Source organism: Shewanella chilikensis, from assembly GCF_037953065.1.
In the GTDB taxonomy this organism is placed as follows: domain Bacteria; phylum Pseudomonadota; class Gammaproteobacteria; order Enterobacterales; family Shewanellaceae; genus Shewanella; species Shewanella chilikensis.
Genome location: NZ_CP149966.1, coordinates 163,020 through 186,776 on the forward strand (window position 1 = coordinate 163,020; position 23,757 = coordinate 186,776).

Genomic DNA, 23,757 nt, shown 5'->3' on the forward strand with positions numbered 1-23,757 from the left:
GACTATACTGGCGCCATTCAAGATACTGATAATTTAGCAGATGAATCAAGTTACAGGAACTATCGGACGCTGGCAGGGTGCTGGCTTAATGGCCACCACATTGTTGGGTACCGGGGTGTTTATTTTGCCACAGATGACAGTCGCCAAAGCCGGTAGTGGCGCCTTGCTGGCTTGGGCTCTGTTGACCCTAGCCATTATTCCGGTGACCTTGGTGTTTGCCCGTTTGGCCAGCCGTTTCCCTCACGCTGCTGGCCCCGCTTATTTTGTCGAACGAGCCTTTGGCCGTACCCTGGGCCGCACCATAGGCCTGAGCTTTTTGATGGCTGTGCCTATCGGCGCGCCCGCCGCCATTTTGATGACTTTCCAATTCGTTAACGCCTTGGTTCCCGTGTCCGGTTGGGTGCAGGTGGGCTGTGAACTCTTGGTTCTGCTCGGGCTTTGGCTACTCAATCTCAGGGGCATTCAAGTGTCGGCCAAGGCGCAATTTGCCCTGACACTGGGGATTGTTGCCGTGGTGGTGATGATGTTCGGCGCCGGTGGTGCCAAGGCAGGTGAGCTGGTGTCTTTGACCGCTCATTCCACTCCTGACTATGACGGTGTGATGCTGGCGATAGGCATTGCCTTCTGGAGTTTCCTCGGCGTGGAGGCCATGACTCACTTGGCCAACGATTTTCGGCGCCCGGATCGGGACTTGATTCCCGCTATGGTGATAGGGGTGATTTTGGTCGGTGCGGTTTATCTGGTCTGTACCTTGCTGTTATTGCTGGTGGAAGTGGATACCAAGGTCGCCATGATAGGCGCATTCGATACCTTGCTCGGCGGATACGGTGCTCAGGTGATAGGAGTGCTGGGTATTGCCAGTGGTCTGGCGGCAGTGAACGTCTATGCCGCCAGTGTATCGCGGCTGCTTTGGAGCTTCAGTACCGAGGGAATATTGCCGGCCTGGTTCCGTGAGCGTAACAGTTATCAGGTACCGGTCAGGGCTTTGTCGGCAGTGCTGGGGGTGATGGGGCTGGTGATAGTGCTGACCTATATTTCAGGCCAACAACTCGAGCAGCTGATTGCCTGGAGCAACGGGGTATTTGTGGTGATCTATCTTTTGTCCATGCTGGCTGCCATTCGCTTGCTGAGCAAACGCTACCTGCCTTTGGTACTGCTAAGCTGCGCGCTTTGTGTCTTGTTGGCGTTTGCACTCGGCAGCGCCATGGCCTACGCTCTGGGGTTGCTGTGTGTGCTGGCCGTATTGCTAACGTTGCAGCAGCAGTGGCAGAAACGCCAATTGCCGCCGGTGATCCCTATGCAATAAAAGCGTGCAATAAAGCATGCAATATAGGACGGGCTCAGTTTGTGCCGCCAGTCATGGCTTGGTTGCGCAGCTGGATCAGCTCAGAGTGTTTGAGATACAGCAGGTCGGCACAGCGGCGAATGATCTGGTCTTCGTAGCGGCACAGTTCGCCGTCGGCATAGGCCACACGCCACATCGCCAGGATCAGCTGCTGCTTCTGATCAAGGGTAAAGCTATCATTGATGGCTGAGGTGAACTCAAACAGTGAAGTGGCATCGTGACGGCTTTGTTTCGCCTCAATTATCAGCTCGGCCGCTGCTTCGGTGGCGATACCCAGCGTTTGTTCAAGGAGTTCGGGTAACAGCTGGGATTCGGTGCCGGACATCTCCTCATCGGCATAAACCACTTCCAACAACATGCTGGCGGCTGCCAGTTCCAGTTGTTTCTGTTGTTCCTGCGGGGACTGACTTTGTTGGTGGGCATTCAAAAACTGCTTGAGCTTGGCGATCATAGGCTTCTCTTGTCAGTTGGTTCAGTATAGGTTCTAAACGTGTCGGGCCACGTGGTTTGCGGTTTGGAGCCGGATAAAATCCGGCCCTGCCGATGCACGCTTAAACCGAGTGGCCACACTTTTTAGACGTTATCAGTGGCTGCAGGTTCCCACTGATAGTGCGGGCTGCTTTACAGCAGTGAGCCCAATCCTTTAGTCAATAGATCGGCTGTGCCTTCACCGCCGCTGCTTTGCAGGTAGTTTTTGACTATATCTATCATGGGTGCTGCCAGCTCTTTGGAAATTCCCAGCTTGGCAAAGGCATCATAGACCATGGCGCTGCCCTGTAGAGAGTTACCCAGGTCTCCGGCTTTGGACAGCAGGCCCGTCATCCCTGAGTTGCCATCCAGTTTGGGCGCCGCGGCCAGCAAGCCATCAATACCGGGAATGCTGTCGGCAATAGGGGAGAAAGATTCTTGCCCCAATGAGGTCTTGGCCAGTCCTAGTAGACTGCCAAGGCCACCTTCGGCCTGGGTTTGAGTCAGACCCAGCTGTGACATCACGGTGCCAACCAGTTCACTGTTTTGAGTGGTGGTCTGGTTATTGGTAGCCGTATCGTTTTGGGTCTGGGTGTTGTTGGTGAGTTTGTCGAACCAACCGGCCTGCGCTGGTGTCGCCAACAGTGAGCCCATGATTACGGCTGCTGTGATATAAGCTTTCATTTCTGCTTTCCTGTGCATATAAAAGGTCTTCTGGGGCCATATTCTAGTCTTATCTCAGGCGTTGATGCACGGCTTTTGCGTGACAGGCGGTCGTTTTGCTGTATTTCATTTGTGCATTGGCGTGGGAATTTGGGTATCCTTGGCGTCTATCTTGATCCTTTAATTACAACCTTTTTGGGAAAGCTGCATGTCTCTGTCTGCCATCCTGACCGAAGCTTATAACTTCTTCCGTAATCATATCGTTCAGCTGGCAATGCTGACCGTTCCCTTGCTGCTACTGCAGGTGGGTATTCAAATGTGGCTCGGTACCGAGTTGCAAAGTGCCGATCCTGAAAACCCACAATTCGGTACCCCTCATATGCTGGCTGTGATCGCCTTGATGGTGATCTTCTCTGTGCTTATTGCGGCCTTGACACTATTTATGGAACTGCGTACCGAAGGAATGCAGCCCAGTACGGGTCAGGTATTAAAGTCCAGTCTGGCATTTGTGCCGGGGTTGATGTTGGCCGGGGTGTTCTCCGGCATGGCGATTGCTGCACCGACCATGATCCTGGCAGCCATTGGGCCGGTATGGATCCTGGGGATGGGGATTAGTCTGTATCTGTTTGCCCGCCTGGCTTTTGTTAACTTTATGGTGGTGGTCGAGCGTCTGACCCCGCTACAGGCGATTAAGGCCAGTTTTGAGTTCAGTAGCGGTCTCACCGGCAAGACAATCTTGGTGCTTTTGAGCTACTTTCCGCTGCTTATTATAGGGAGTGTGCTGTCGCAACTGGGGCAGGCAGGTGGTATGCCACTGCAGTTGGTGGTGGATACCTTGGTGGCTTTCATTGGTTTGTTCGTCAATGTGGCCTTATTCCGCCTCTATCGCGTTGCCCGCAAGGGCTAATCATCAACTCTCTGCCGGCCGCTCCTGCGGCCCTGTGAGGTTAGACTGTGCTGGATGATGTTGCCTTTATTGCCAGTGTGTCAGAAGACTTGGCCCGGGAGTACCGGACTGCCAAGCGTTATGTGCAGGATGTGCCAACCCAGGCGTTGCTGCATGTTCGCAGTTTTGCCCACAAATTGACTGGGCTGTTGGCCGAGTCCGCCGAGCTCACTTTTGATAGCCCTAACCTTTATGATCGTATCGAACAGCTCAATCGCCTGCGGCTGATAGATGTGCGTATCACCCGGGCGCTGCATAGGCTGCGAGCCGATGGCAACCGCGGTGCCCATCCGGAAAAGTTTCACCTTACCGAAACTCAGTTGCTGGCGCTGGCCAAAAAAGCCATCGGCGATCTGCTGAAACTGATGGAACTGGCCTATCCCAGGCTAAAGGGCCGGGAAGCTCCTGAATACCGTTTCGATGACTTTGATTTACAGGCCGGACGTGAGCTCTGTTATCGGGCCGTAATGAAAGATGATGCCGAGGCGCAATATCTGTTGGGGATGGCGCTCAAGAATCGTGCTCTGATTGCTCGGGGCCAGGAGCAGGCCCTGCAAGATAAGGCTGACGAGCCGCTTGCCGGCGATTCGGCGCGCATGTTGGCCAAGGCAGCACACTGGTTTGCCGAGGCGGCAGCAAACGAACCCAAGGCACTGTTTGAGCACGGAGTCGCCCTAATTCATGGCTATCGCGGCGACGTTGATATCGCCGCCGGGCAGCAGGCGATTAGCCAAGCCGCCGAGGCCGGCGTGACCGATGCCATGGCACTCCTGGGTTACTTTTATCTGGTAGGTAGCGGTGAGCTGGCTAAAGATGAAACCGAGGCAGAGCGTTTCCTCAGTGCTGCTGCCGCCAACGAACAATCTGAGGCTATGGCCAATCTCGGGGTGCTCTGCTATCAACGCGGCGAGCTGCAACAAGCTTTTGAACACATCACCCGGGCGGCCAGAGCCGGAGATCCCCACGCTCAATACCACCTAGCCCTGATGTTGGCCCGTGGCGAAGGCTGTGAAGCCGACCCTGGGGCCAGTGAACAATGGTTGGCTGAAGCGGCAGAGCAGGGGCAACTGGATGCTATGTTGGCGCGGGCGCAGCATATGCTTAACGATGATGCTGCATTTGGTTCGGATCTGTCTCAGGCGGAGAGTTACTTAAGGCAGGTTATTCGCTATGGTCACAGTGTGACCGCCATGATTGAATTGGCGATAGCCCTGACCGATGGTTGCCTTGGACGCATAGATGTAGTGGAGGCTGTTGCCTGGTTGCGACTGGCGCGAGAGCGTGCCGATGAGCGTGAACTGGAGGTGATAGGCCCCTTGTGGCAGTCACTGCAACAACAGGTGGAGAGCGTATTGCAACTGAGCCAGTCTGCGGATGAGCGGCGTGCCCTGAAACGGGCGCAGGAACTACTCGCCGATTAGTCCGGTTCGTGTTCTAGGATTCGACCTCTTGAACCCAATCCAGAATCCCGGCACAGGTTGGGATACAAGTCATAGAGATCTCTTTGTCTGCCTTTGTGGCGGCACTGCTGGATACTAGCCAATTGACGCTTTAAGTAGTTGCGGCCAAACAGGCTCAGACACAGGAGTGTGGTTGCTGCCAATATCAATACCAGGGGCATAAGCAAGAGGGCCAGGCTAAAAGCGCAGAGACTCAGCAATGCTCCCGTCAAGGTTCTGGGGTTGAGTGGCAGATTCTGCACAAACTGTCGATACATGTTTCTTCCTCCGGACTTGCTTGGGTCCAAGTATGACCCCGTGCTTGGCTCAGGTCAGGTCTAAATCTACTTCATTATTTATCATGTTTAATACCGCTTTATTAAGAAAGCGTTAAGAGGTAGGAGTTCCCCGAATAAATATTTATTCATCAACTGTGATTTAATACTTGAAAAGTGTTTTTTGTTGCGGCTTAGGCTGGTTTTTCAAATGATTGTGAACTAACTCTCAACTGCAGCGACAGAATATGTAATCATCTCGACCAAATCGTACCGCGCCTATAGCTGTTGGCTTTTCTCAAATATCGGACCCTGTTGATGATGAAACTCCGCTCATTGAAACACAAGTTGCTGGTGTGTGTGGCACTGGCATTGACTCTGATCGTGGTGCTGCTTTCCTGGCAAAGCTACAGCACTCAGAAAACACAATTGCTGCAAGCCAGTCAGCAAGAGTTAATGCGTATTGGTGAGATGCAGGCTCAGCGGGTCACCGAGTGGTTGGCGATTCGCACCAACGTGGTTTCATCCTTGCAGGAATACATAAGTGATGACTTTGTACCTGCACTGCAGCAGGCCCGTGCAGCCGGCAAGTTGGAGTCTGTCTACTTCGGTGGCAATGATGGCAAAATGCAGGATGCCGACCCCAATGTGGACAACAGTCATTACGACCCCCGCAGTCGTCCCTGGTATCAGGACGCCATGGCTAAAGGCCGGGCCATTATCACCAAACCCTATATCGACAGCGGCTATGGTATTCAGGTGATCTCTTTGGCGCAGCCAACCGCCAAAGGGGTGATAGGTGGCGATTTGGCAATTGATACTCTGGTGGCTGAGGTTAACAGCATGGCGATCCCGGCTGCTGGTTTTGCCATCATGATGCATAACGACGGTACCGTAATCGCTTATAAGGATGGCAGCAAGGCGATGCGTCCGGTTGCCGAAATTGATGATGATCTCGGTGCGGGCATTTTGGCCAATATTCAAAAAACGGCGCAGTTGCAATCCCTGTATTTTGATGCCGATGGTCGGAACAAACTTGTTTGGGCAACGGCTATTCCGGATACCGACTGGCAGCTCTTGCTGCTGCTGGACAAGGCGACACTTGAAGCACCGCTCGGCAAATTGCTTTGGACCCAGGTTGGTTTGGCGGCGCTTGTGCTGCTGGTGAGTACGGCGGCTATCTCTTGGTTTCTCGGACTCTTGTTGGCTCCCCTTGGGCGGGTATCCCAGGCGCTGGCACGGATTGCCGACGGCAATGGCGATCTGACCCAAAGGATCACGGTCGACAGCAATGATGAAGTGGCCGAGCTGGCCGACAACTTCAACCGCTTTGTCTCGGCCCAGCATCAGCTGATAAGCCATATACGTCAGTTGGCGGCCGAACTGGATCTGGATGCTGAGCGGGGGTTGAACACCACCCAGAGCTCGGTTGCTGAGCTGCAAAGGCAGCAGCAGGAAGTGACCATGGTGGCGACCGCAGTTACTGAAATGGCCAGTGCCACCCAGGAGATTGCTGCCAACGCCGAGTTGACCGCTACTGCAGCGCAGCAATCTTCCTGCAGCTCGCAGCAGGGTAAGAGTTTGGTACTGCAGACCCGAAACTCGATACATTCATTGGCCGAGGAAGTCGGCCAAACCACCGAAGTGATCAATGAGCTCAATCGTCATGCCCAGGCTATCAGCGGTATTCTCACCGCAATTCAAGGGGTGGCCGAACAGACCAATCTGTTGGCGTTGAACGCCGCCATCGAGGCTGCCCGTGCCGGTGAACAAGGGCGCGGTTTTGCCGTGGTGGCCGATGAAGTGAGGGTTCTGTCTCAGCGTACTCAGGAATCGGCCTCCGAAATCCACGACACCATAGAGGCTTTGCAGCATACCACTGCCAGGGCGGTTGCCTCCATGGAAAACAGTCGCCAGATGGCAGGTCGCAGTGTCGGCGATGCCGAAGAGGCCAGCAAGGCGCTGGAAGAGATAGCTATTGCTGTGGCGCAGATATCCGATATGGCGGGGCAGATAGCCACGGCGGCGGAAGAGCAGACTCAGGTAACAGGGGAGATTACCCAAAACACCACGGCCATCAAGGATGTTACCGATGAGATCACCGCCACCGCCATGGACGACCTTGAACACGCCAAGGCGCTCAAGGTGCGTGCGACCGATCTCAATGCCAAGGTTGCGACCTTCGTGCTCTAATCACATTTAATCCAAGACCGCTGCTCAGGCGGTCTTTTTACTGCTCATGCTGTCACCTATCAGCTGCCGCATCCAGCGGTGGCCGGGGTCGTCGTTATTGCGCTCATGCCAGAGCAGCACATAAGCCATGGGCATAAAGTCTATCGGCAGTGGCAATTGCTGCAGCGAGTAAAGCTTGCAGGCGTGCAGTGCAAAACTGGAGGGCAGGGTAAATACCAAGTCACTGTGAGCGCAAATACTGGCAGCACCGTAGAAGTCGGGCACTGTAGCACTGAGGCGGCGATGATGACCGAGATCCGCCAGAAAGTAGTCCAGCGCCCACCAATCATTACCCTCACAACGCACCTGTACATGGGGTAGCGCCAGGTAGGCCGCCAGATCCCAGACTTTGTTCTTTTGAGCTTGCAGCGCCGGGTGTCCTTCGCGTACCAGACACACTTGATGATCCTGAAATAGAGTTTGATACAGGATCCCTTCCGGCAACTGGCTGAAGTGAAAGCTGGAGCTGGGCTGCAGATCCCTTCCCGAAATACCCAAATCTATCTGCCCTTGCTGCAGTGCCTGCATGGATTTTTCGGTCCAGACGTAGGAGTCGAGCCTGACATTGGGGGCGTTGCTGAGCAAGCGACCGATAAAACTGGGCAGCAGAGTTTCATAGGCGCTTTCTACCATGGTGAGCGAAAACTGCCGGTTGCTGCTGGCCGGGGTAAACACGGGAGGTTGGGTCAGTTGATGCAAACTTTGTAAGGCGATAGGTAGATGTTGTGCTAACTGTTCGGCGTGCGCTGTCGGTTTGAGACCGTGAGCGGTGCGCTGAAACAGAGGATCGCCCAACATGTCGCGCAGACGGTTGAGACTCTTGCTCAATGCAGATTGACTCAGGTGCAGCCGATTGGCGGCGCGGGTCACGCTGCGCTCTTCCAGCAGCACCTGCAACATGACCAACAGGTTGAGGTCGATACGGGCCAGGTTATCCAGATTCACCCTGATATTCCTCAGAGGAAATTATGTTGTGAGATTATATCATTTCTTTTCATACCACCAGTTCATTAGAATGTGCCCCATCTCAGTTTTCACTCAGGATTGAACGACAACCTATGGCAAAAAGACTCCTGCCTATGCTGATGGCCATGGTGCTGCTAAGCCCGCTGGCCATCGATATTTATCTGCCTTCTCTGCCAACCATGGCCAGTGAATATGGCGTCAGTGCCGGCGAAGTCCAGTCGACTCTGGTGCTTTTCCTGTTCGCCATGGGGGTGGGACAGATCCTCATAGGCCCCTTGGCAGACAGATTTGGCCGCAGGCCTGTGGCATTGGGAGGAATTGCTCTCTATGTGCTCAGTGCGCTGTTGGCTGTGGTTGCCATGGAGTTCGAATGGTTACAGATTGCCAGGGTATTGCAGGGGTTGGCAGCTTGCTCCACTTCTATTGTGGTGTTTAGCGCGGTGCGTGACTGTTACACACCGGCTGAAAGTACCCGCATCTACAGCTATCTCAACGGTGCGATTTGCGTCATCCCCGCACTGGCACCAACGATTGGCGGCGTGATGGCGATGCACTTCGGTTGGCGCTCTACCTTTGGGCTGATGGCTGTTTACGGCTTGGTGATCCTGCTGCTGGTGAGCCTGCGTTTTCCAGAAACCCGGCCGCAGAATACCGTCAGCAGTGGGCCGCTGTACCGTTGGGGCCGTTATCAGCCTGTATTGGCCGAACGCCACTTCCTGTTTTATGCCTTCTGCTGCATGGCGGGTATGGCCTCAATATTGAGTTATGTGTCCTACGCTCCTGTGTGGCTGATTGATCATCTGGGTATGTCAGAACTGGCATTCAGTGGCCTGTTTGGCCTTAACGCCTTGGTGAATATTATTGCCTGTTTTGCTGCGCCAGTGGTCACCAAACGCCTTGGAAATCGCACGACTGTTGTGTTTTCGCTCTGGTTGTTGCTGGCTTCTGCCGCCATACAACCTGTACTGCAGATCTATGGTCCTCAGCAAGGTATGGCTGCCGCCATGAGCTTTATGTTGCCCATGATGTTGCTGTGTGTCGGCTTTGCCTTCCTGCTGGGTCCGGCAACCAGTATGGCGTTGGCGGCCTTCGGTGAGCGCGCCGGTACTGCGGCGGCCTTGCTTGGTTTCATTCAGATGAGCGGCGCTTCTTTGCTGGCCGGTCTGGTGCAGCAAACCGACCTCGGTGCGCCATTTGCCGTGACTTTGGTGATGGGCAGCCTGTCTATGGTGCTGCTGCTGGTCATGGCCCAGAGCCGTTTTAATGCTTGGCATCAGGAGCAACAGTGTGCGCATCACTGAGCTTTAGTTTCAACAGATTAAGGTTTCACCCTTGGCCCGTTGCAGTTGACCGCTGCAGCGGGCATTTTTTATTTTCATACCAATGTCTTATTAGAGTAACAAGCTTGTCATGTGATGGGCTTAATCTCGATTGCGAGTCTTCTTTATGGCGCGGTGATTCACTCGCTGATTCCCCACTGATTTGCTGGTGCCCCGTTTTTTAACGGGGCTTTTTTTATCTGTTTTGGCAGCTTGTTGTCGGTTTAGGTAACCAGATATCGAAACTTGGGCCGCCGTTTGCGGTGTCGCTAATGGTGATGTCTCCGCCATGTTGGCGAATGATCTGGGCGCTGATGGCCAGTCCCAGGCCGTGACCGCCGCTGTCGCGATCCCGTGACTTGTCGATGCGAACAAAGGGATCAAAAATGCGCTGTTTGTCTTCATCCCGGATCCCCGGGCCATCGTTGGCAATATGCAGCCTGATTCTGTCAGTGTCGCCGCTCAGCTTTATGCTGACGCTTTGGCTGGCATAACGGTAGCCGTTGCGGATGATATTACTGATTGCTCTGTGCCAGAGGCGCAGGTCTACCATGGCCTCCAGTGGTTCTGTGGTGGTGAGTTCAAGGGCGATATCGGTTTCAAACTGCAGGTGGGCAATCAGCTCTTGTAGCGAGGTATTCAATGATTGGCAGCTCAATTGTAATGGCGCCTGACGCCGTTCCATCTTGGCGTAATGCAACAATTCGTCCACCATGGTGCCAAGTTCATCCAGATCCTGATGTATGCCTTCCAGATAGGGCATTTGCTCCGGGCGAACGCCTGAATCGTCCAGCATGTCCAGATTGCAACGGATCCTGAATATAGGTGTACGCACTTCATGGGCTACGGCATTGGTGAGTTGTTTGTTGCTGTCGATGAGTTTGGCTATCTTGTCAGCCATCTGGTTGAAGGATTGGTTCAGGTGCCCCACTTTGTGCCAAACACCTGTTTTGGCTCTAACTTTGAAATTACCATTGGCAAAGGCGTTGTGAACCCGCTCCAAGCGGCGCAGACGCCGGGCCAATAGGTAGAGCAGCACAAAGTTGATAAAAGCCAGTACCGGAAACAGCACCCAGAAAGCAATGGATTCTTTGAAGTAGTATTCCTGCCAGAAGGGGGCGGACTCATCGCGGCTGATGGCATACACCTTGTCTGAGCCTTGGAACATGATGTAGGAGATATCCTCTTCCACATCTTTGATATAACGCTGGTTTTCTCTCAGGCGCTGTTTTTCGTCAGCCGACAGCTCATCCGAGTCCAGCGAGATGACCCTCAGCTGTTTGTGCAGGTTGCCTAGTACTTGTTGAAGTGATGACTCGGCACTGGCAACGCCCTCGGCCGCCGAGATATCCGATAACAACTGGCTCAGTGATATATAGGAGCGATCCTGATAGTCGGCTTCCCACTCATCGGAGGAAAAGAAGTCCAGTTGAAAGACAAAAATGAAGCAGGTGAAAAACAGAAACACCAGCACCAGGTAGGAGAAGATAAACAGCCGTTTCATTACCACCTATCCGGTACAAATAGATAACCCTTGCCTCTTACCGTGATTATCTTGCGCGGCAAGCTGGGGTTGTCACCTAATTTCTTTCTTAAAATCACTACTTTGTTATCTATACTACGGTCTATTCCGTCGTACTCTATGCCGCGGGTTTCTTTGACCAGATACTCTCGCGACAGTATTTCATCCGGATGTGAGCTCAGCAGCCATAGCAGGTCAAATTCGGCAGTGGTGAGGTTGACTTCTGTCTGACTGATGGTGCAAAGCTTGCGGGCATTATCCAGGTAGAGTTCTCCGAACTGGCGTTCGCGATTGCTTTCCGTTGGCACATTTTCCTGACGTCTCAGCAACATGCGGATCCTGGCCAGCAGTACTCTGGGTTGGATTGGTTTATTGACAAAATCATCGGCGCCCATCTCCAGCGCGGCCACCTGATCCATGTCGTCCTCACTGGCGGTCAGGATCAGTATCTTGCCTTGGTATTGGGCGCGGATTTCACGACAAATACTCAAGCCATCGCTTCCCGGCAACATAAGATCCAGGATCACCAGTTCAGGCTGACGCTCGAGGATAAGTTGTCCTGCGCGACTACCATCGTTTATTCGCTCTACATCAAAATGTTGGTTTCTGAGATAATTTGTCAGAAGGTCACTGATCTTATTATCGTCTTCTACGAGTGTTATGCGAGTGTTTGCCATTTCCTGCCGATAAGCATGCGGGTTTAGATAAAGCAAAATTATCACTCCGGTTACATAAGTGACAGCTCAATTGACATAAAGGGGGACTTGGTCACCCCTTTACCCACGAACATCCAGTAATGCAGCTGACAGTATTGAAAATATAGCCAGCCGAAAATCCAAGTTATAGATCGCTATAAATTAACCTTTGCAGTACTGGGAGTAGCGGTGTTTCTGACAGAGTGCTGCCATTATGTATTTGTCGTTATGGTTGTTAACATAGTTATTCCACCAAGTATTTGAGTCCACCTGAGTTCTCGTTAAGTCTTTGTCGAGATCCCAGGAAAATTTCTGGGTGTCATAATGGGTCGCACAGCCACTGACTACTATGGCTAAACCTATGGTAAGCAAGAGGTTTTTAAGCGATTTCATCCAATGGCCTCAGATTCAGAAGTAATAAGTCAGTGCCAGGTTGGCGTTCCACTGTTGTTTGCCATCGACAATCGGCGAGTCGGCAATGGCGGAATCCAGGTAGTTGAAGTTGCTGCTTTGGCTGAGTTCGAGATGTTCACTCAGAGGCACAATCAGCTTATAACCTGCGTTGTAGGTGAAGGCTTTGCCCGGTTGGTAGTCCTTATGCTGCTTATTGGCTTCAGCCTTGCTGACTCCGAAGTAGTATTGGGTAAAGTCACGGCTTAAGTAGCTGACGCCGGCGTAGGGAACGACAGTGCCCCAGCCCAGGTTTAGTGGTACGGCGTAACGGACCTGGCCGATAAAGCCGTTGTATCTGTTGGTTACGTCATGTTGTACCGAGGTGGACAGAGTACCGAATCCCAGTTGGGTATCCAGATTGATACCCAGATCGCCACTCAGCTTACGTTCATGGATGCCGCCAAGCGCTGCAGCGTCTGAGCCTTTCAAGGCAATACCAGGACTACCCAGATACAGACTCAGGTTGAACAGATCTTTATCATTACCGAAGAAGCGGTAGTTGATATTGGCCAGTGAGGCGTTGAAGTCCTTGCCGTTATAACCCAGGTTGCCAAAGGGACGCAGCTTGGAATCGACGCCTTGATAGAGTTCGCTGCCCTGATAGGCACCGGCAGAGACAAAGAAACTGTTTTCATGGCTGTAAATCTGGCCATTACGGATATAAACGTCAGTGTTGTCCGCCAAGGCGGCATTGCTTACTGCAGCGCCAATGAGGGCCAGGGCGCTGAATCTGAATGCTTTCATATTACTTCTCCTGAATACATAAGAAATCCAGGGCATTGTCCTCGGCGCTGCGGCCATACAATAGTGCCGCTTTGTATGGAAATGTCCGTGATCTGTCCCGTAAGCTTGGAGTATGATCGGGCTTTGGCACCCGAAGGGAGACGTAACGTGACCAAGTGTTTGACTGACAAGATTTCTGGGCTGTATGCCGGTGATAAACTGACATTCAGGGACAAGCTGGCAAGCGGGATAGATAACAAGTCTCGGATGGAGACACTGGAGGTTTTCGGCGACAGGGTTGCGGGTGATGCCCAGGCGGATCCCAAACATCATGGTGGCCCGGATAGGGTACTGCATCATTTCCCTCGCGAGCACTATGGCCACTACCGGCGCATGGGGCTGATAACCGCGGGGCAGGATGCTCCGGCCATGGGAGAAAACATCAGCAGTGTTGGCCTGACCGAGGCAGATATTCATATCGGCGATATCCTCAGCTTTGGCGAAGTCGAGCTGCAGGTCACCCAACCACGTTCACCCTGTTTTAAGCTCAATCACCAATATGGCCAGAGGGACTTTGCCCTTGCCATGCAGCAAACAGGTATGTCAGGTTGGTTCTATCGGGTGCTTAAGCCTGGCATCATAAGCTGTCAGGATGCCCTGATACTGAAACAAAGGCGTACCGATATCAGTGTCGCCGAGGCGATGAAGCTGTATTTTCGCCCCGAATTTGATGCGGCCGCCTATGACAGGCTGCTCAGCTGTGAAGGTTTGGCGGCCAGCTGGGTAGGCAGCTTGCAGCGCCGACTGGAGCGGGGCAGCATAGAAGACTGGCAGATGCGCCTCTATGGCCCGGATAGTTTGGCTTTGAACTGAAAAAGTTAGGAAACAGCATGGAAAAGCAGGAAAGAGACATGGGAATGTTGGTGCACCTGGCGAGTTTTGCCGGTTACCTGATCCCTTTCGGCACTATCTTGGGGCCGTTGATCGTTTGGTTGATGAAACGGGAAGAGTTTGAATTTGTCGATGTTTGCGGCCGTAATTGCCTGAACTTCAAAATCAGTATGATCATTTACACCATCATCAGCCTGATCCTGATCTTTGTTGGCATAGGTTTGGTGCTGGTGGCTGTACTGGCGATTTTCGATGTGGTGGTGACCATAGTCGCAGCGGTCAAGGCCAGTGAGGGGGTGGAATACAAGTACCCCTTGGCAATCAAATTCCTGTGAACCCGGGCCATCCATTGGATGGCCTTGTTGCAGACAGCGGAGGAGCAATGCGAGCCTTTTTATCCGGTATCAATAACTTTTGGGTCGGTCTGGTGTTCGGGTTGTCACTGCCGCTGTTGTTAATCGTGCTGACGCTGAGCGTGACCCTCTATCAACTCACTGGCTTTGCCAATGATGTTGCCATAACCCCTCTGTATCAGCGCGGAGAGCAGACGTTGGCGCGGGTCGACCAACTGCTGATGACTCTGGATCAACGACTCAGTGATGACGACCCAGGTTTATTGGCACCATTGAAGCAAATAGAGTTGTTGCCTGAGCTTAAGTTGTTGGCTCTCAGCATTGCCAAGTTACAGGTTGAAGAGAACCAACCAGCTCTCTCTGCTGTGAAGGCTGAGCTGGCGACTCAACTCGATGCATCCCTTAAGCAAAGATTTGCGGCAGCTGAGGCTGATGCTTTGAGCCAGCATTTGCAGCAAATTCTGGAAATATTGGCCAAGGGTAAAGAGGCGCCTTTGCCGCCTCAATCCTGAGAGTTTGTCGAGGTTTCTGCAGCCAGTTGACTCAGCGCTCGTTGGCGGTAATCCAGCAAGGCAAACACCCCGAATAGAAAGGCGTTGAGATAGTCTTTAGCCTTGAGCGGCAACAACTGACAAAATATCGTGTGAAATATCAGCACCTGCAGCCCATGCATCATGGCGGTTACCCCGAGAAGTATGGTGAGTATCACGCCGATATTGCCTTCAAACGGGCTGAACAGGTTGAAAAACATCAACACCCAGGCCAATAGGGTCGCCAGTTTTCCCAACACTAATACGGCTTTCATGACTCTACTCCTCCCGGGAAGCGATACAGGCGGTAGCTGACCTGGCCGGCCTGCTTCTCTTTCAATGCTTCCCAGTCAGCCGGTATCGGCAACTGCTGCAATTCTGATTCCACTTCGAGATAGATAAGGGCGCCTGGGTTGAGCCATTGATGCCGGGCCAGCAGGGTTAGGGTTTGCTCGGCCAGTCCCTTGCGAAAAGGGGGATCGATAAACACGATATCGAAACGGCGATCGGCAGGGCGCGCCAAACCGGCCAATACATCGCCGTTAATGACCTCGGCACTATCGCATTTTAGGGTTTGCAGATTCTGCTGCAGTTGCTGAGCGGCAGTTTTTTGCAGCTCATAGACTCTGGCAAAAGCGGCATAGCGAGACAGGGCTTCCAATGCCAGAGCACCACTGCCACCGAAACAGTCCAATACCGAGCTGCCGCTGAGTTCTCCTGCCAGCCAGTTAAATAGGGTTTCCCGCACTCTGTCTGTGGTTGGCCTCAGCCCTTCCAGATCTTGGATGGGTAATTTTCTCGAGCGCCATTGGCCTGCGATAATACGAACCTGACCGCTGCCCGGTCTATTTTTGGCCATCTTGCCCCCGTGATTTTGCCTGAAGAAAGAAAGTGGTAGACTATGCCACCTTAAAAGCGTCGCTATTTTATAACAAACTCAGCCGAAAAGGTGAGATGAAGCTAAAGCCCTTTATCGCTCGGGAATGCCAGTAACAGGCCCCGTTGCTCCAGGGAAATAGTTGCGACCTCAAGCGGGAGCCCGGCTCCTGAAGATCCCCCACGATGTTGAGCACTGGTAGCACTGATGGCAAAGAAAGGTTTTTTTTCCTGGTTTCGTAAAGACAAACGCAACGACGAAGCCGAGCAGGCGGCCAAACTCGCCGAACAACAAGCCGCAGAAGCCGCGGCAGAGGCCGAACGTTTAGCTGCTGAAAAAGCGCAGGCCGAACAAGCCGAAGCTGATCGTCTGGCGGCTGAAAAGGCACAAGCCGAGCAGGTAGAAGCAGCACGTCTGGCAGCTGAAAAGGCACAAGCCGAGCAGGCAGAAGCCGAGCGTATTGCTGCCGAAAAGGCACAAGCTGAACAAGCAGAAGCCGAACGTATTGCTGCCGAAAAGGCGCAGGCAGAACAGGCAGAAGCCGAGCGTATTGCTGCCGAAAAGGCACAAGCTGAACAAGCTGAAGCCGAGCGTATTGCTGCCGAAAAGGCACAGGCAGAACAAGCTGAAGCCGAGCGTATTGCTGCCGAAAAGGCGCAGGCCGAGCAAGCCGAAGCTGAGCGTCTGGCGGCTGAAAAGGCACAGGCAGAGCAAGCCGAAGCTGAACGTTTGGCGGCTGAAAAAGCCCAGGCTGAACAGGTTGCCGAGGAAGAAGCTCAACCTGAGCCACAGGCAAAACCTGTTAAAGAGGGCTTCTTTGCCCGCCTCAAGCGGGGGCTGATGCGCACCAGCGAAAATATCGGTAGCGGTTTTATCGGGCTGTTTCGTGGTAAAAAGATTGATGATGACCTGTTTGAAGAGCTGGAAGAGCAACTGCTTATTGCCGACGTTGGGGTGGAAACCACCAGTCGGTTGATCTCCAGCCTGACAGATCATGCTTCACGCAAGCAGCTCAAGGATGCCGAAGCCTTATATGAATTGCTGCAGCAGGAGATGCTGGCGACGCTGGAGCCTGTGAGTGCGCCTCTGGTGCCGGACAATGCCGCTGGGCCTTTCGTTATTTTAATGGTGGGTGTCAACGGCGTTGGCAAGACCACCACCATAGGCAAGCTGGCCAAACAGTATCAGCGCGAAGGCAAGTCTGTCATGCTGGCAGCCGGTGATACCTTCCGCGCGGCTGCGGTTGAGCAGCTGCAGGTTTGGGGCCAGCGCAACGATATTCCTGTGATTGCCCAGCATACAGGTGCCGATAGCGCCTCTGTGCTGTTTGATGCCTTGCAGGCTGCCAAGGCCAGAAATATCGATGTGTTGATTGCCGATACCGCAGGTCGATTGCAGAACAAGAGCCATCTGATGGAAGAGCTGAAGAAAGTGGTTCGGGTGATGAAGAAACTGGATCCGGACGCTCCCCATGAAGTGATGCTGACCCTGGATGCCTGTACGGGTCAGAATGCCATCAGTCAGGCGCAACTGTTCCAGGAAGCAGTCGGGGTTACCGGTATCAGTATCAGCAAGCTGGATGGTACCGCCAAAGGCGGAGTTATCTTTGCCATTGCCGATAAATTTGGTATTCCTATTCGTTACATAGGCGTGGGAGAGCAGATAGACGATCTGCGTACCTTCAATGCCAAAGACTTTATCGAAGCCCTGTTCAGTCAGGAGAAGGCGGATAACTGATATATGATTCGATTTGAGCAGGTCAGCAAAATTTACGCCGGGGGCCAAAAGGCACTGTCTGATGTGAGTTTTCATCTTCAGCGGGGTGAAATGGCCTTTCTTACCGGGCATTCCGGGGCCGGTAAGAGTACCTTGCTCAAATTGATCACTGTTATCGAGCGCGCCAGCGCCGGCCGGGTATGGATCAACGGCCATGATATCGCCGGTATCAAGCGCGGCCATGTGCCTTACCTGCGCCGCGATATCGGGATGATTTTCCAAAGCCACCATCTATTGATGGATCGCAGCGTGTTTGACAATGTGGCGCTGCCCTTGGTTATCGAAGGTTTTACCCTGGGGGAGATCCGCAAGCGGGTAGCCGGTGCTCTGGATATGGTGGGGCTCTATGGTAAAGAGCGCCATAATCCCATCATGCTTTCGGGCGGTGAGCAGCAGCGGGTAGGCATTGCCAGGGCGATAGTCAACAAACCCCCTCTATTGCTGGCCGATGAACCGACCGGTAACCTGGACCCCAAGCTATCCATGGATATTCTCAGGCTGTTTGAAACCTTCAACGATGCGGGCACCAGTGTGCTGATTGCCACCCATGATCTCGGTCTTATCGCCAGAATGAAATACCGCACCCTGACCCTGAAGCAGGGGCGGATGATAGGTGGTGAAGAACTGGGGACCAGCCCCATGAGCGCTAAGGAATAAGCTATGTCTGCCCAGCCTTCATTGACCCGCAGTAAACTCCCGCTTTCCGGCCGGATAGTGATGTTCTTTATCCGCCATATACAGCATGCCATGGCCAGCATGGGTGAGTTGTGGCGCAACCCTATCTCATCGCTGATGACTATGGCAGTGCTGGGGGTCAGCCTGAGTTTGCCGGCCGCCTTGCAGGTGCTGGTAAAAAATGCCGAGACCATTACCCAATCCTGGAACAGCGCGGCACAGATCTCCTTGTTTATCGAGGGGAACCGCTCAGAGCAGAGTATTCAGAGCCTGCTGGCGCGGATTAAGGTCTACCCGGAAATCGATGAGGTCGACTATATCAATCGTGACGAGGCACTGGCGGAGTTCCAACAGCTGTCTGGTTTCGGCGAGGCGCTCTCCTATCTGGAAAGCAACCCTTTGCCGGCGGTGATCAGCGTGATCCCCACCGAAAAGTATTCCAGCCCAACAGGCGCCAGAGAGCTTTTGACCAAGCTGGAGCGTGAGCCAGAGGTGAGCTTTGGCCGTCTGGATATCGAGTGGCTGGAGCGCTTACAGGCGCTGGTGCGCTTGTTGGAACGTACTGTGCTGGCGTTGGCGGCGCTGCTGATCCTGGCTGTGGTGCTGGTCATAGGCAACACGATTCGCCTGGCTATCATGAATCGGCGCAGTGAAATTGAGGTCATGAAGCTGGTCGGGGCCACAGAAGCCTTTATTCAACGGCCTTTTCTCTATACCGGCATCTGGTATGGTGTTATCGGCGGTATGCTCGCCTGGGTGATAATCAACCTCTTGGTCTGGTATCTGGATGGAGCGCTGGCCTCGCTTTTGGGCCTATATGGCAGCCAACTTGAGATGCAGTCCCTGAGTTTTGTCGAGCTGCTGCAGATGATGGCACTGGCGTCATTTTTGGGCTGGCTGGGGTCTTTCCTGTCGGTGCGCCAACACCTGCGAGCCATAGAGCCTCACTGATGTAAAAATGAACTTATCTTCACTTGCATTGTCCTATTTTCGGGGTAAAAATAACCCCGGGTGTTGGATACGGCGTTGACAATATATGTCAATTGACCGATAGTGCATCGGCTCATCAGCATTTTTTTCGACCCGAAATGAGCATCAAAGCAGTAAGAAACAGGAGCGTGAATGACTGATCAAACGCAATCAATGGCACTGATGGTTCCCCAAGGGAGCAGCAGTCTCGAGGCCTATATCCATTCGGTAAACAGCATGACCATGCTGGACGCCGAGCAGGAGTATGAGCTGGCGAAGCGTTTGCAGGAAACCGGTGATCTGCAGGCGGCTAAGCAACTGATTATGTCGCACTTACGTTTTGTGGTGCATATTGCCCGCGGCTATGCGGGTTATGGTCTGCCTCAGGCAGATCTGATCCAGGAAGGCAACATAGGCCTGATGAAGGCGGTCAAGCGCTTCGACCCTGATGTGGGTGTGCGTTTGGTGTCTTTCGCCGTGCACTGGATCAAGGCAGAAATTCATGAATATGTGCTGAAGAACTGGCGCATAGTTAAAGTTGCCACCACCAAGGCACAGCGTAAATTGTTCTTCAACCTGCGTAAGGCCAAGAAACGTCTGGGTTGGTTCAGCGATGAAGAAGTCACCATGGTGGCCGAAAATCTTGGCGTATCCAAACAGGATGTGACCGAGATGGAGTCGCGGATGGCGGCGCAGGATCCGGCCTTCGACCTGACCAATGATCACGATGATGATCATGACTTTGCCCCGGCGCTTTATCTGGAAGACCACTCTTCCGACTTGGCGGCTCAGGTAGAAAATGACAACTGGGAATCCAATGCCCAGAACAAGCTGTTGTCTGCCATCAAGACCTTGGATGAGCGCAGCCAGCATATTCTGCGGGCCCGTTGGTTGGACGATGAAAAGACCACACTGCAGGAATTGGCCGATACCTATCAGGTGTCTGCCGAGCGGATCCGCCAGTTGGAGAAAAACGCCATGAACAAGCTCAAGGCTTGTATGGACGTATAACCTAACTTATTTAGTGTGTTGTTTTGATTGCTAATGAATGCCGTTCACCTCAAGTGAACGGCATTATGCTTTCTTGACGGGCGTTTAAAGTATTATCCAGACGTTTTGTACCTGGATAATCTCGGTATTTCTCGCACCTTTTGCTGATTTTTGATTTAGCTGAGTGGGTTAATTCACTGACTCAAAGTTCAGTCTTATCGGTCGGTCACCAGGCAAGCTCAAGGATTTCACGGCTGCTGTCCAGACCAAGATCGCCGGTTTCAGACAAGGCCGTCATGCCGTGAGCTTCCAGTGCGGCAACAACGTCGGCGATACGCTCTTGCGGCACATCATAGTCGCGCAGACGAGTCTTGAGGCCGACCTGTTCAAAGAAGGCCTGAGTGGCTGCAATGGCTTGCTCGATACGGCTGTCTTCATCACCCGAAGTGATATCCCAAACCCGCTCGGCATATTGCAGTAGCTTGGCGCGTTTCTGTTCCTTGCGCACCCGCCATACAGAGGGCAGGACTACGGCCAACGTTTGCGCATGATCTATGCCGAACATGGCTGTCAGTTCGTGGCCTATCATATGAGTGGTCCAATCTGCAGGTACGCCGCTGCCTATCATACCGTTGAGCGCCGAGGTGGCACTCCACACCAGGTTGGCGCGGGCATTATAGTTCTCCGGCTCGGCCACAGTGACAGGGCCCACTTCAATCAGGGTCTTCAGTATGCCTTCGGCCATTCTGTCCTGAACTCTGGCATCCACGGGGAAGGTGACGTATTGCTCGACCACGTGCACGAAAGAGTCGACTACGCCGTTGGCGACCTGGATCTTCGGCAAACTGAAGGTCAGGTTGGGATCCAACATGGAGAATACCGGGAAACTCTGTGGATGAGTCACGGGAAACTTGCCACCCTGATGGCTGACCACGGCAAAGGCATTCATTTCTGAACCTGTGGCCGGCAGTGTCGCCACTGTACCGACAGGCAGTACCTCTGTCACAGGAACCGGGTTGAAACCGTGATGCAGCAAGCTGCTGCTGTCGCCATCGAATTTTGCCGCCAGGGCAATAAACTTGGTGCCGTCCATCACTGAACCGCCACCGACGGCCAACAGAAAGTCGATGGATTCGCGCCGCGCCAGCTCGGCAGCCCTGGCCAGGGTGTCGTATTTGGGGTTGGCTTCAATGCCGCCGAATTCAAATACAACACGGTCGCCCAGCGCGGTTATGACCTTGTCCAGGGTGCCGAAGCGTTTGACACTGCCACCGCCGTAAGTCACCAGCACTCTGGCATTGGCCGGTACCAGTTGGTCCAGTTCTGCCAGTCTGTCTTTACCAAATACTATGTGGGTAGGGTTACGATAGTCGAAATTGAGCATGATATATCTCTCTTCTACAGCTGAAAAACTATGGTTGCCATCTTAGTCCTCTCAGCTTGGATTGAAATACACATTGCTGGAGCGTTTATGCCTATTCCTGCCTGGTTTGGTTAATAGGGGCTTAAATTTGGCTATTTTGATGCTTTTTTCTGTGATGGTGCTAGTATCAAAACCCTGATGATTGGAGAGTGTTATGAGTGATATTGCAGCTTTAATGGCGGCCCTGGCGGTGCATGAAGGGGTCAACAGCACCAGCCTGCCAGGGGTGCATCTGTTTCGCAGTTCGGCCTATGGCAGCCGTGGCCCCATGTGTTATTCCCAAGGGATCATGATAGTCGGCCAGGGGCGTAAACGTGTCTATCTCGAAGATAAGATCTACGACTATGATCCGCAGAACACCTTGGTGATGACAGTGCCTATGCCGGTGGAGTGTGAAACCTTTGCTTCCGAGGAAGAACCGGTATTGGTGCTGATGGTGGATATAGATCTGCAGCAACTGAACCAGTTGATCCGCATGATGGATCAACACCACAAGATGCCCAAGGATCTCGATGATGCTCGTCAGAGCGGCTTCTTTGTTGCCGCCAACAGCGAAGATATGCTTTGCTGTGTCGAGCGTTTGCTGCTGGCTCTGCAGTCGCCGTTGGAAGCCGAGATCTTGGGTAAGGCCATGGTGCAGGAGTTGCTGTTTCGGGTGTTGGCTTCCGACAATGCGGCGCCTTTATATGCGCTGGCGCTCAGTCATACCCGTTTATCCCGGGTAGAGAAGGCGCTCAAATATCTGCACCAGAACTATCGTGAAAGTGTGGAGGTAGAGCAGCTGGCCGAGTTGGTCAACATGAGTCCCTCGGCATTTCATCGCTGTTTCAAGGAGGTAACCGCCTCATCGCCCATTCAGTACTTGAAGAAGATCCGCCTCAATAAGGCCAAAGAGCTACTGCAAAGACAGCGCCTCAAGGTGAAGGAAGCGGCACTGGAAGTGGGCTATGAGAGCCCGGCCCAATTCAGTCGGGAGTTCAAGCGTTACTTTGACCAGAGTCCGGGGGAAACAGCCAGGCTCTAAGGCTGACTCCAGAAGGTTTTGCTAACCGAGACCTCACCAGTATCCGGCAGATATTCCATGATCAGTGTCTCTTCATTTTGCTGGATAAAATACACTGAGCGGTAGATACAGGTATTGGGCGTTTGCTTATAGGTATAGGCCACGTCGACAGTGGTTGTAGGCAGATTGGCATCTTCCACATAGGCGATGCTGAGGTCGGTATCTGTGAGGCCATGCCACAACTGTTCGCAGGCGTCGAAAATATGGGTGTCTTTGCCTGCTGTGGCATAGGGCCAGCCGTTGGCACTGGAATCAACACTGCCATCACCAAAGCTGGCGAGGTTGTCGATGGCGCCCTGATATCCTTTGGCCAGATAGCCACTGTGATAGAGTTTCACCGCAGATTCAAAGGCGGCATACTGGCCTTTAAGTACCTGCTCTGTGGCGTCGTCGCGCAGATTGAGGAACTTGGGTGCGGCCACCACTGCCAGGATCCCGAGGATAATAATCACCACTACAAGTTCAATTAGGGTAAAGCCCTGATACTGCTTTGCTTTCATTATATCGCCCGGTTTATAGAATAGAGATATTGCCAACTGAATCGTCGCCGATGCGGCAGTCTAGCCAAGCCTCTGACGTCTGGCAAGCTGAGAGTGGCAGTGGATATAGGGAAGGTCGCTGCCATGGATTCCTTAATGGTATTTTGCCTCGGTGCATAAATCCAAAGACATTAAAGCTTAAGATATTGTTTTACATGAAACTACAGCTTTGTTCACACTCCGGTGACCTAAAGCATGGCAATCTTCGACTAGGCTGGTTGAGCCTGTGGCGGGATGACGGGCTAATATTGATACTGAAACTATCAGGGAGGAAAGCAGATGAAATGGATTGGGATCTTGTGTGGTTTGCTGGGGTCACTGCCGGTAGCCGCGGCCGAAGGGGAATACTTCTCTGAGGAGATAGTTCAGCAAGGCACTTTAGCCAATGAAACCCTGCTCAGGAATGCTATGCCGGGCGTGGCCGCCGAAGTGGCTCGCCGCGGCTGCGAGGTGCCGGAGCAGTTTTTTGCCTTTGTGCTGGCGATGCCCAAAGGCGAAGTCGGTGAGCGCTACTGGCATGAACGCTGGATAGTAGAAGGTTGTGAGCGTGAGTACCCGGTGGATATTGAATTTCGTGAAGATGGTGTCAACGCGGCCTACTGGACCATCAAGAATAAAGGCTGAA

The 23,757-nt window shown here is 53.1% G+C and carries 25 protein-coding genes; 14 read left to right on the forward strand and 11 right to left on the reverse strand.

Annotated features, from left to right (window positions below):
- Nucleotides 1-40: 40 nt before the first annotated feature.
- On the forward strand, nt 41-1,306 hold the full coding sequence (gene yjeH / locus WKR14_RS00735; protein ID WP_101053177.1) for an L-methionine/branched-chain amino acid transporter: 1,266 nt from the start codon (nt 41-43) through the stop codon (nt 1,304-1,306).
- Between the two features lie 34 nt (nt 1,307-1,340).
- Here yjeH and WKR14_RS00740 read toward each other — a convergent pair whose 3' ends face one another.
- Complete coding sequence (locus tag WKR14_RS00740; RefSeq protein ID WP_101053174.1) at nt 1,341-1,796, reverse strand: TerB family tellurite resistance protein; 456 nt, start codon at nt 1,794-1,796, stop codon at nt 1,341-1,343.
- Nucleotides 1,797-1,966: 170 nt separating this feature from the next.
- A complete protein-coding gene (locus WKR14_RS00745) occupies nt 1,967-2,497 on the reverse strand; it encodes a DUF2780 domain-containing protein (protein ID WP_101053173.1) in 531 nt (176 codons plus the stop codon).
- A gap of 187 nt (nt 2,498-2,684) precedes the next feature.
- Between WKR14_RS00745 and WKR14_RS00750 the strand changes: the two genes are divergently transcribed.
- Complete coding sequence (locus WKR14_RS00750; protein ID WP_101053170.1) at nt 2,685-3,383, forward strand: hypothetical protein; 699 nt, start codon at nt 2,685-2,687, stop codon at nt 3,381-3,383.
- A gap of 47 nt (nt 3,384-3,430) precedes the next feature.
- Nucleotides 3,431-4,843 (forward strand): tetratricopeptide repeat protein, encoded by a 1,413-nt coding sequence (locus WKR14_RS00755; protein ID WP_101053168.1) that lies wholly within the window; start codon nt 3,431-3,433, stop codon nt 4,841-4,843.
- Here the strand turns inward: WKR14_RS00755 and WKR14_RS00760 are convergent.
- The gene (locus WKR14_RS00760) at nt 4,840-5,139 is read right to left on the reverse strand and encodes a hypothetical protein (protein WP_165564274.1); all 300 of its coding nucleotides are present in this window, start codon (nt 5,137-5,139) and stop codon (nt 4,840-4,842) included. The genes WKR14_RS00755 and WKR14_RS00760 overlap by 4 nt on opposite strands.
- A 318-nt stretch (nt 5,140-5,457) precedes the next feature.
- On the opposite strand from WKR14_RS00760, the gene WKR14_RS00765 reads away from it, so the two are divergent.
- Nucleotides 5,458-7,329 (forward strand): methyl-accepting chemotaxis protein, encoded by a 1,872-nt coding sequence (locus WKR14_RS00765; protein WP_101053164.1) that lies wholly within the window; start codon nt 5,458-5,460, stop codon nt 7,327-7,329.
- Between the two features lie 24 nt (nt 7,330-7,353).
- On the opposite strand, the gene WKR14_RS00770 is transcribed toward WKR14_RS00765, so the two are convergent.
- A complete protein-coding gene (locus WKR14_RS00770; protein WP_025888907.1) occupies nt 7,354-8,313 on the reverse strand; it encodes a LysR family transcriptional regulator in 960 nt (319 codons plus the stop codon).
- Between the two features lie 113 nt (nt 8,314-8,426).
- Between WKR14_RS00770 and WKR14_RS00775 the strand changes: the two genes are divergently transcribed.
- Complete coding sequence (locus WKR14_RS00775) at nt 8,427-9,635, forward strand: multidrug effflux MFS transporter (protein ID WP_101053162.1); 1,209 nt, start codon at nt 8,427-8,429, stop codon at nt 9,633-9,635.
- Between the two features lie 214 nt (nt 9,636-9,849).
- On the opposite strand, the gene WKR14_RS00780 is transcribed toward WKR14_RS00775, so the two are convergent.
- The 3 genes from WKR14_RS00780 to WKR14_RS00790 form a co-directional block, all read right to left on the reverse strand.
- Nucleotides 9,850-11,157, reverse strand: a complete 1,308-nt coding sequence (locus tag WKR14_RS00780; protein ID WP_339087214.1) for an ATP-binding protein — start codon at nt 11,155-11,157, stop codon at nt 9,850-9,852.
- Nucleotides 11,157-11,852 carry a response regulator gene (locus WKR14_RS00785; protein ID WP_165564276.1) on the reverse strand — a complete coding sequence of 232 codons (696 nt, stop codon included), beginning with the start codon at nt 11,850-11,852 and terminating at the stop codon, nt 11,157-11,159. Before WKR14_RS00785 ends, WKR14_RS00780 begins: the two co-directional genes overlap by 1 nt.
- A gap of 426 nt (nt 11,853-12,278) precedes the next feature.
- Entirely contained in the window at nt 12,279-13,067 is a 789-nt protein-coding gene (locus WKR14_RS00790; RefSeq protein WP_157822657.1) for a MipA/OmpV family protein, read from the reverse strand.
- Nucleotides 13,068-13,214: 147 nt separating this feature from the next.
- Here WKR14_RS00790 and WKR14_RS00795 point away from each other — a divergent pair, with 147 nt between their 5' ends.
- Genes WKR14_RS00795 through WKR14_RS00805 form a run of 3 tightly spaced genes read left to right on the forward strand, consistent with a single transcriptional unit; the run spans nt 13,215 to nt 14,802 of the window.
- The gene (locus tag WKR14_RS00795) at nt 13,215-13,919 is read left to right on the forward strand and encodes an MOSC domain-containing protein (RefSeq protein ID WP_335923394.1); all 705 of its coding nucleotides are present in this window, start codon (nt 13,215-13,217) and stop codon (nt 13,917-13,919) included.
- A gap of 17 nt (nt 13,920-13,936) precedes the next feature.
- The gene (locus WKR14_RS00800; RefSeq protein ID WP_037436274.1) at nt 13,937-14,272 is read left to right on the forward strand and encodes a DUF4870 domain-containing protein; all 336 of its coding nucleotides are present in this window, start codon (nt 13,937-13,939) and stop codon (nt 14,270-14,272) included.
- Nucleotides 14,273-14,319: 47 nt separating this feature from the next.
- Complete coding sequence (locus tag WKR14_RS00805) at nt 14,320-14,802, forward strand: hypothetical protein (RefSeq protein ID WP_101053152.1); 483 nt, start codon at nt 14,320-14,322, stop codon at nt 14,800-14,802.
- On the opposite strand, the gene WKR14_RS00810 is transcribed toward WKR14_RS00805, so the two are convergent.
- Complete coding sequence (locus WKR14_RS00810; RefSeq protein ID WP_165564278.1) at nt 14,793-15,095, reverse strand: DUF1145 domain-containing protein; 303 nt, start codon at nt 15,093-15,095, stop codon at nt 14,793-14,795. The genes WKR14_RS00805 and WKR14_RS00810 overlap by 10 nt on opposite strands.
- Nucleotides 15,092-15,679 carry a 16S rRNA (guanine(966)-N(2))-methyltransferase RsmD gene (rsmD, locus tag WKR14_RS00815; protein WP_025888876.1) on the reverse strand — a complete coding sequence of 196 codons (588 nt, stop codon included), beginning with the start codon at nt 15,677-15,679 and terminating at the stop codon, nt 15,092-15,094. The genes WKR14_RS00810 and rsmD overlap by 4 nt, the downstream gene beginning before the upstream one ends.
- A gap of 225 nt (nt 15,680-15,904) precedes the next feature.
- Between rsmD and ftsY the strand changes: the two genes are divergently transcribed.
- The 4 genes from ftsY (at nt 15,905) to rpoH (ending at nt 20,128) form a co-directional block, all read left to right on the forward strand.
- Nucleotides 15,905-17,434, forward strand: coding sequence for a signal recognition particle-docking protein FtsY (gene ftsY, locus WKR14_RS00820; RefSeq protein WP_339087215.1), 1,530 nt, complete (start codon nt 15,905-15,907; stop codon nt 17,432-17,434).
- Nucleotides 17,435-17,437: 3 nt separating this feature from the next.
- Nucleotides 17,438-18,130 (forward strand): cell division ATP-binding protein FtsE, encoded by a 693-nt coding sequence (ftsE, locus tag WKR14_RS00825; RefSeq protein ID WP_025012145.1) that lies wholly within the window; start codon nt 17,438-17,440, stop codon nt 18,128-18,130.
- A gap of 3 nt (nt 18,131-18,133) precedes the next feature.
- Nucleotides 18,134-19,099, forward strand: a complete 966-nt coding sequence (ftsX, locus tag WKR14_RS00830) for a permease-like cell division protein FtsX (protein WP_101053148.1) — start codon at nt 18,134-18,136, stop codon at nt 19,097-19,099.
- 171 nt (nt 19,100-19,270) lie between these two features.
- Nucleotides 19,271-20,128, forward strand: a complete 858-nt coding sequence (gene rpoH / locus WKR14_RS00835) for an RNA polymerase sigma factor RpoH (protein ID WP_028780766.1) — start codon at nt 19,271-19,273, stop codon at nt 20,126-20,128.
- Between the two features lie 205 nt (nt 20,129-20,333).
- Here the strand turns inward: rpoH and WKR14_RS00840 are convergent, their stop codons facing one another.
- Nucleotides 20,334-21,491 (reverse strand): iron-containing alcohol dehydrogenase, encoded by a 1,158-nt coding sequence (locus WKR14_RS00840; protein ID WP_339087217.1) that lies wholly within the window; start codon nt 21,489-21,491, stop codon nt 20,334-20,336.
- A gap of 193 nt (nt 21,492-21,684) precedes the next feature.
- On the opposite strand from WKR14_RS00840, the gene WKR14_RS00845 reads away from it, so the two are divergent.
- Entirely contained in the window at nt 21,685-22,554 is an 870-nt protein-coding gene (locus tag WKR14_RS00845) for an AraC family transcriptional regulator (protein ID WP_101053144.1), read from the forward strand.
- Here the strand turns inward: WKR14_RS00845 and WKR14_RS00850 are convergent.
- Nucleotides 22,551-23,093, reverse strand: coding sequence for a type II secretion system protein (locus tag WKR14_RS00850; protein WP_101053142.1), 543 nt, complete (start codon nt 23,091-23,093; stop codon nt 22,551-22,553). The two genes, WKR14_RS00845 and WKR14_RS00850, sit on opposite strands and share 4 nt — an antisense overlap.
- A 318-nt stretch (nt 23,094-23,411) precedes the next feature.
- On the opposite strand from WKR14_RS00850, the gene WKR14_RS00855 reads away from it, so the two are divergent.
- Nucleotides 23,412-23,756: a hypothetical protein gene (locus WKR14_RS00855; protein ID WP_339087218.1), complete on the forward strand. Its 345-nt coding sequence runs from the start codon at nt 23,412-23,414 to the stop codon at nt 23,754-23,756.
- Nucleotide 23,757 lies beyond the last annotated feature (1 nt).

Coding starts and splice junctions, on each gene's coding strand:
- yjeH (WP_101053177.1), top strand. CDS start 41: ATGAATCAAGTTACAGGAACTATCGGACGCTGGCAGGGTGCTGGCTTA.
- WKR14_RS00740 (WP_101053174.1), bottom strand. CDS start 1,796: ATGATCGCCAAGCTCAAGCAGTTTTTGAATGCCCACCAACAAAGTCAG.
- WKR14_RS00745 (WP_101053173.1), bottom strand. CDS start 2,497: ATGAAAGCTTATATCACAGCAGCCGTAATCATGGGCTCACTGTTGGCG.
- WKR14_RS00750 (WP_101053170.1), top strand. CDS start 2,685: ATGTCTCTGTCTGCCATCCTGACCGAAGCTTATAACTTCTTCCGTAAT.
- WKR14_RS00760 (WP_165564274.1), bottom strand. CDS start 5,139: ATGTATCGACAGTTTGTGCAGAATCTGCCACTCAACCCCAGAACCTTG.
- WKR14_RS00765 (WP_101053164.1), top strand. CDS start 5,458: ATGAAACTCCGCTCATTGAAACACAAGTTGCTGGTGTGTGTGGCACTG.
- WKR14_RS00775 (WP_101053162.1), top strand. CDS start 8,427: ATGGCAAAAAGACTCCTGCCTATGCTGATGGCCATGGTGCTGCTAAGC.
- WKR14_RS00780 (WP_339087214.1), bottom strand. CDS start 11,157: ATGAAACGGCTGTTTATCTTCTCCTACCTGGTGCTGGTGTTTCTGTTT.
- WKR14_RS00785 (WP_165564276.1), bottom strand. CDS start 11,852: ATGGCAAACACTCGCATAACACTCGTAGAAGACGATAATAAGATCAGT.
- WKR14_RS00790 (WP_157822657.1), bottom strand. CDS start 13,067: ATGAAAGCATTCAGATTCAGCGCCCTGGCCCTCATTGGCGCTGCAGTA.
- WKR14_RS00800 (WP_037436274.1), top strand. CDS start 13,937: ATGGAAAAGCAGGAAAGAGACATGGGAATGTTGGTGCACCTGGCGAGT.
- WKR14_RS00805 (WP_101053152.1), top strand. CDS start 14,320: ATGCGAGCCTTTTTATCCGGTATCAATAACTTTTGGGTCGGTCTGGTG.
- WKR14_RS00810 (WP_165564278.1), bottom strand. CDS start 15,095: ATGAAAGCCGTATTAGTGTTGGGAAAACTGGCGACCCTATTGGCCTGG.
- rsmD (WP_025888876.1), bottom strand. CDS start 15,679: ATGGCCAAAAATAGACCGGGCAGCGGTCAGGTTCGTATTATCGCAGGC.
- ftsY (WP_339087215.1), top strand. CDS start 15,905: ATGGCAAAGAAAGGTTTTTTTTCCTGGTTTCGTAAAGACAAACGCAAC.
- ftsE (WP_025012145.1), top strand. CDS start 17,438: ATGATTCGATTTGAGCAGGTCAGCAAAATTTACGCCGGGGGCCAAAAG.
- ftsX (WP_101053148.1), top strand. CDS start 18,134: ATGTCTGCCCAGCCTTCATTGACCCGCAGTAAACTCCCGCTTTCCGGC.
- rpoH (WP_028780766.1), top strand. CDS start 19,271: ATGACTGATCAAACGCAATCAATGGCACTGATGGTTCCCCAAGGGAGC.
- WKR14_RS00840 (WP_339087217.1), bottom strand. CDS start 21,491: ATGCTCAATTTCGACTATCGTAACCCTACCCACATAGTATTTGGTAAA.
- WKR14_RS00845 (WP_101053144.1), top strand. CDS start 21,685: ATGAGTGATATTGCAGCTTTAATGGCGGCCCTGGCGGTGCATGAAGGG.
- WKR14_RS00850 (WP_101053142.1), bottom strand. CDS start 23,093: ATGAAAGCAAAGCAGTATCAGGGCTTTACCCTAATTGAACTTGTAGTG.
- WKR14_RS00855 (WP_339087218.1), top strand. CDS start 23,412: ATGAAATGGATTGGGATCTTGTGTGGTTTGCTGGGGTCACTGCCGGTA.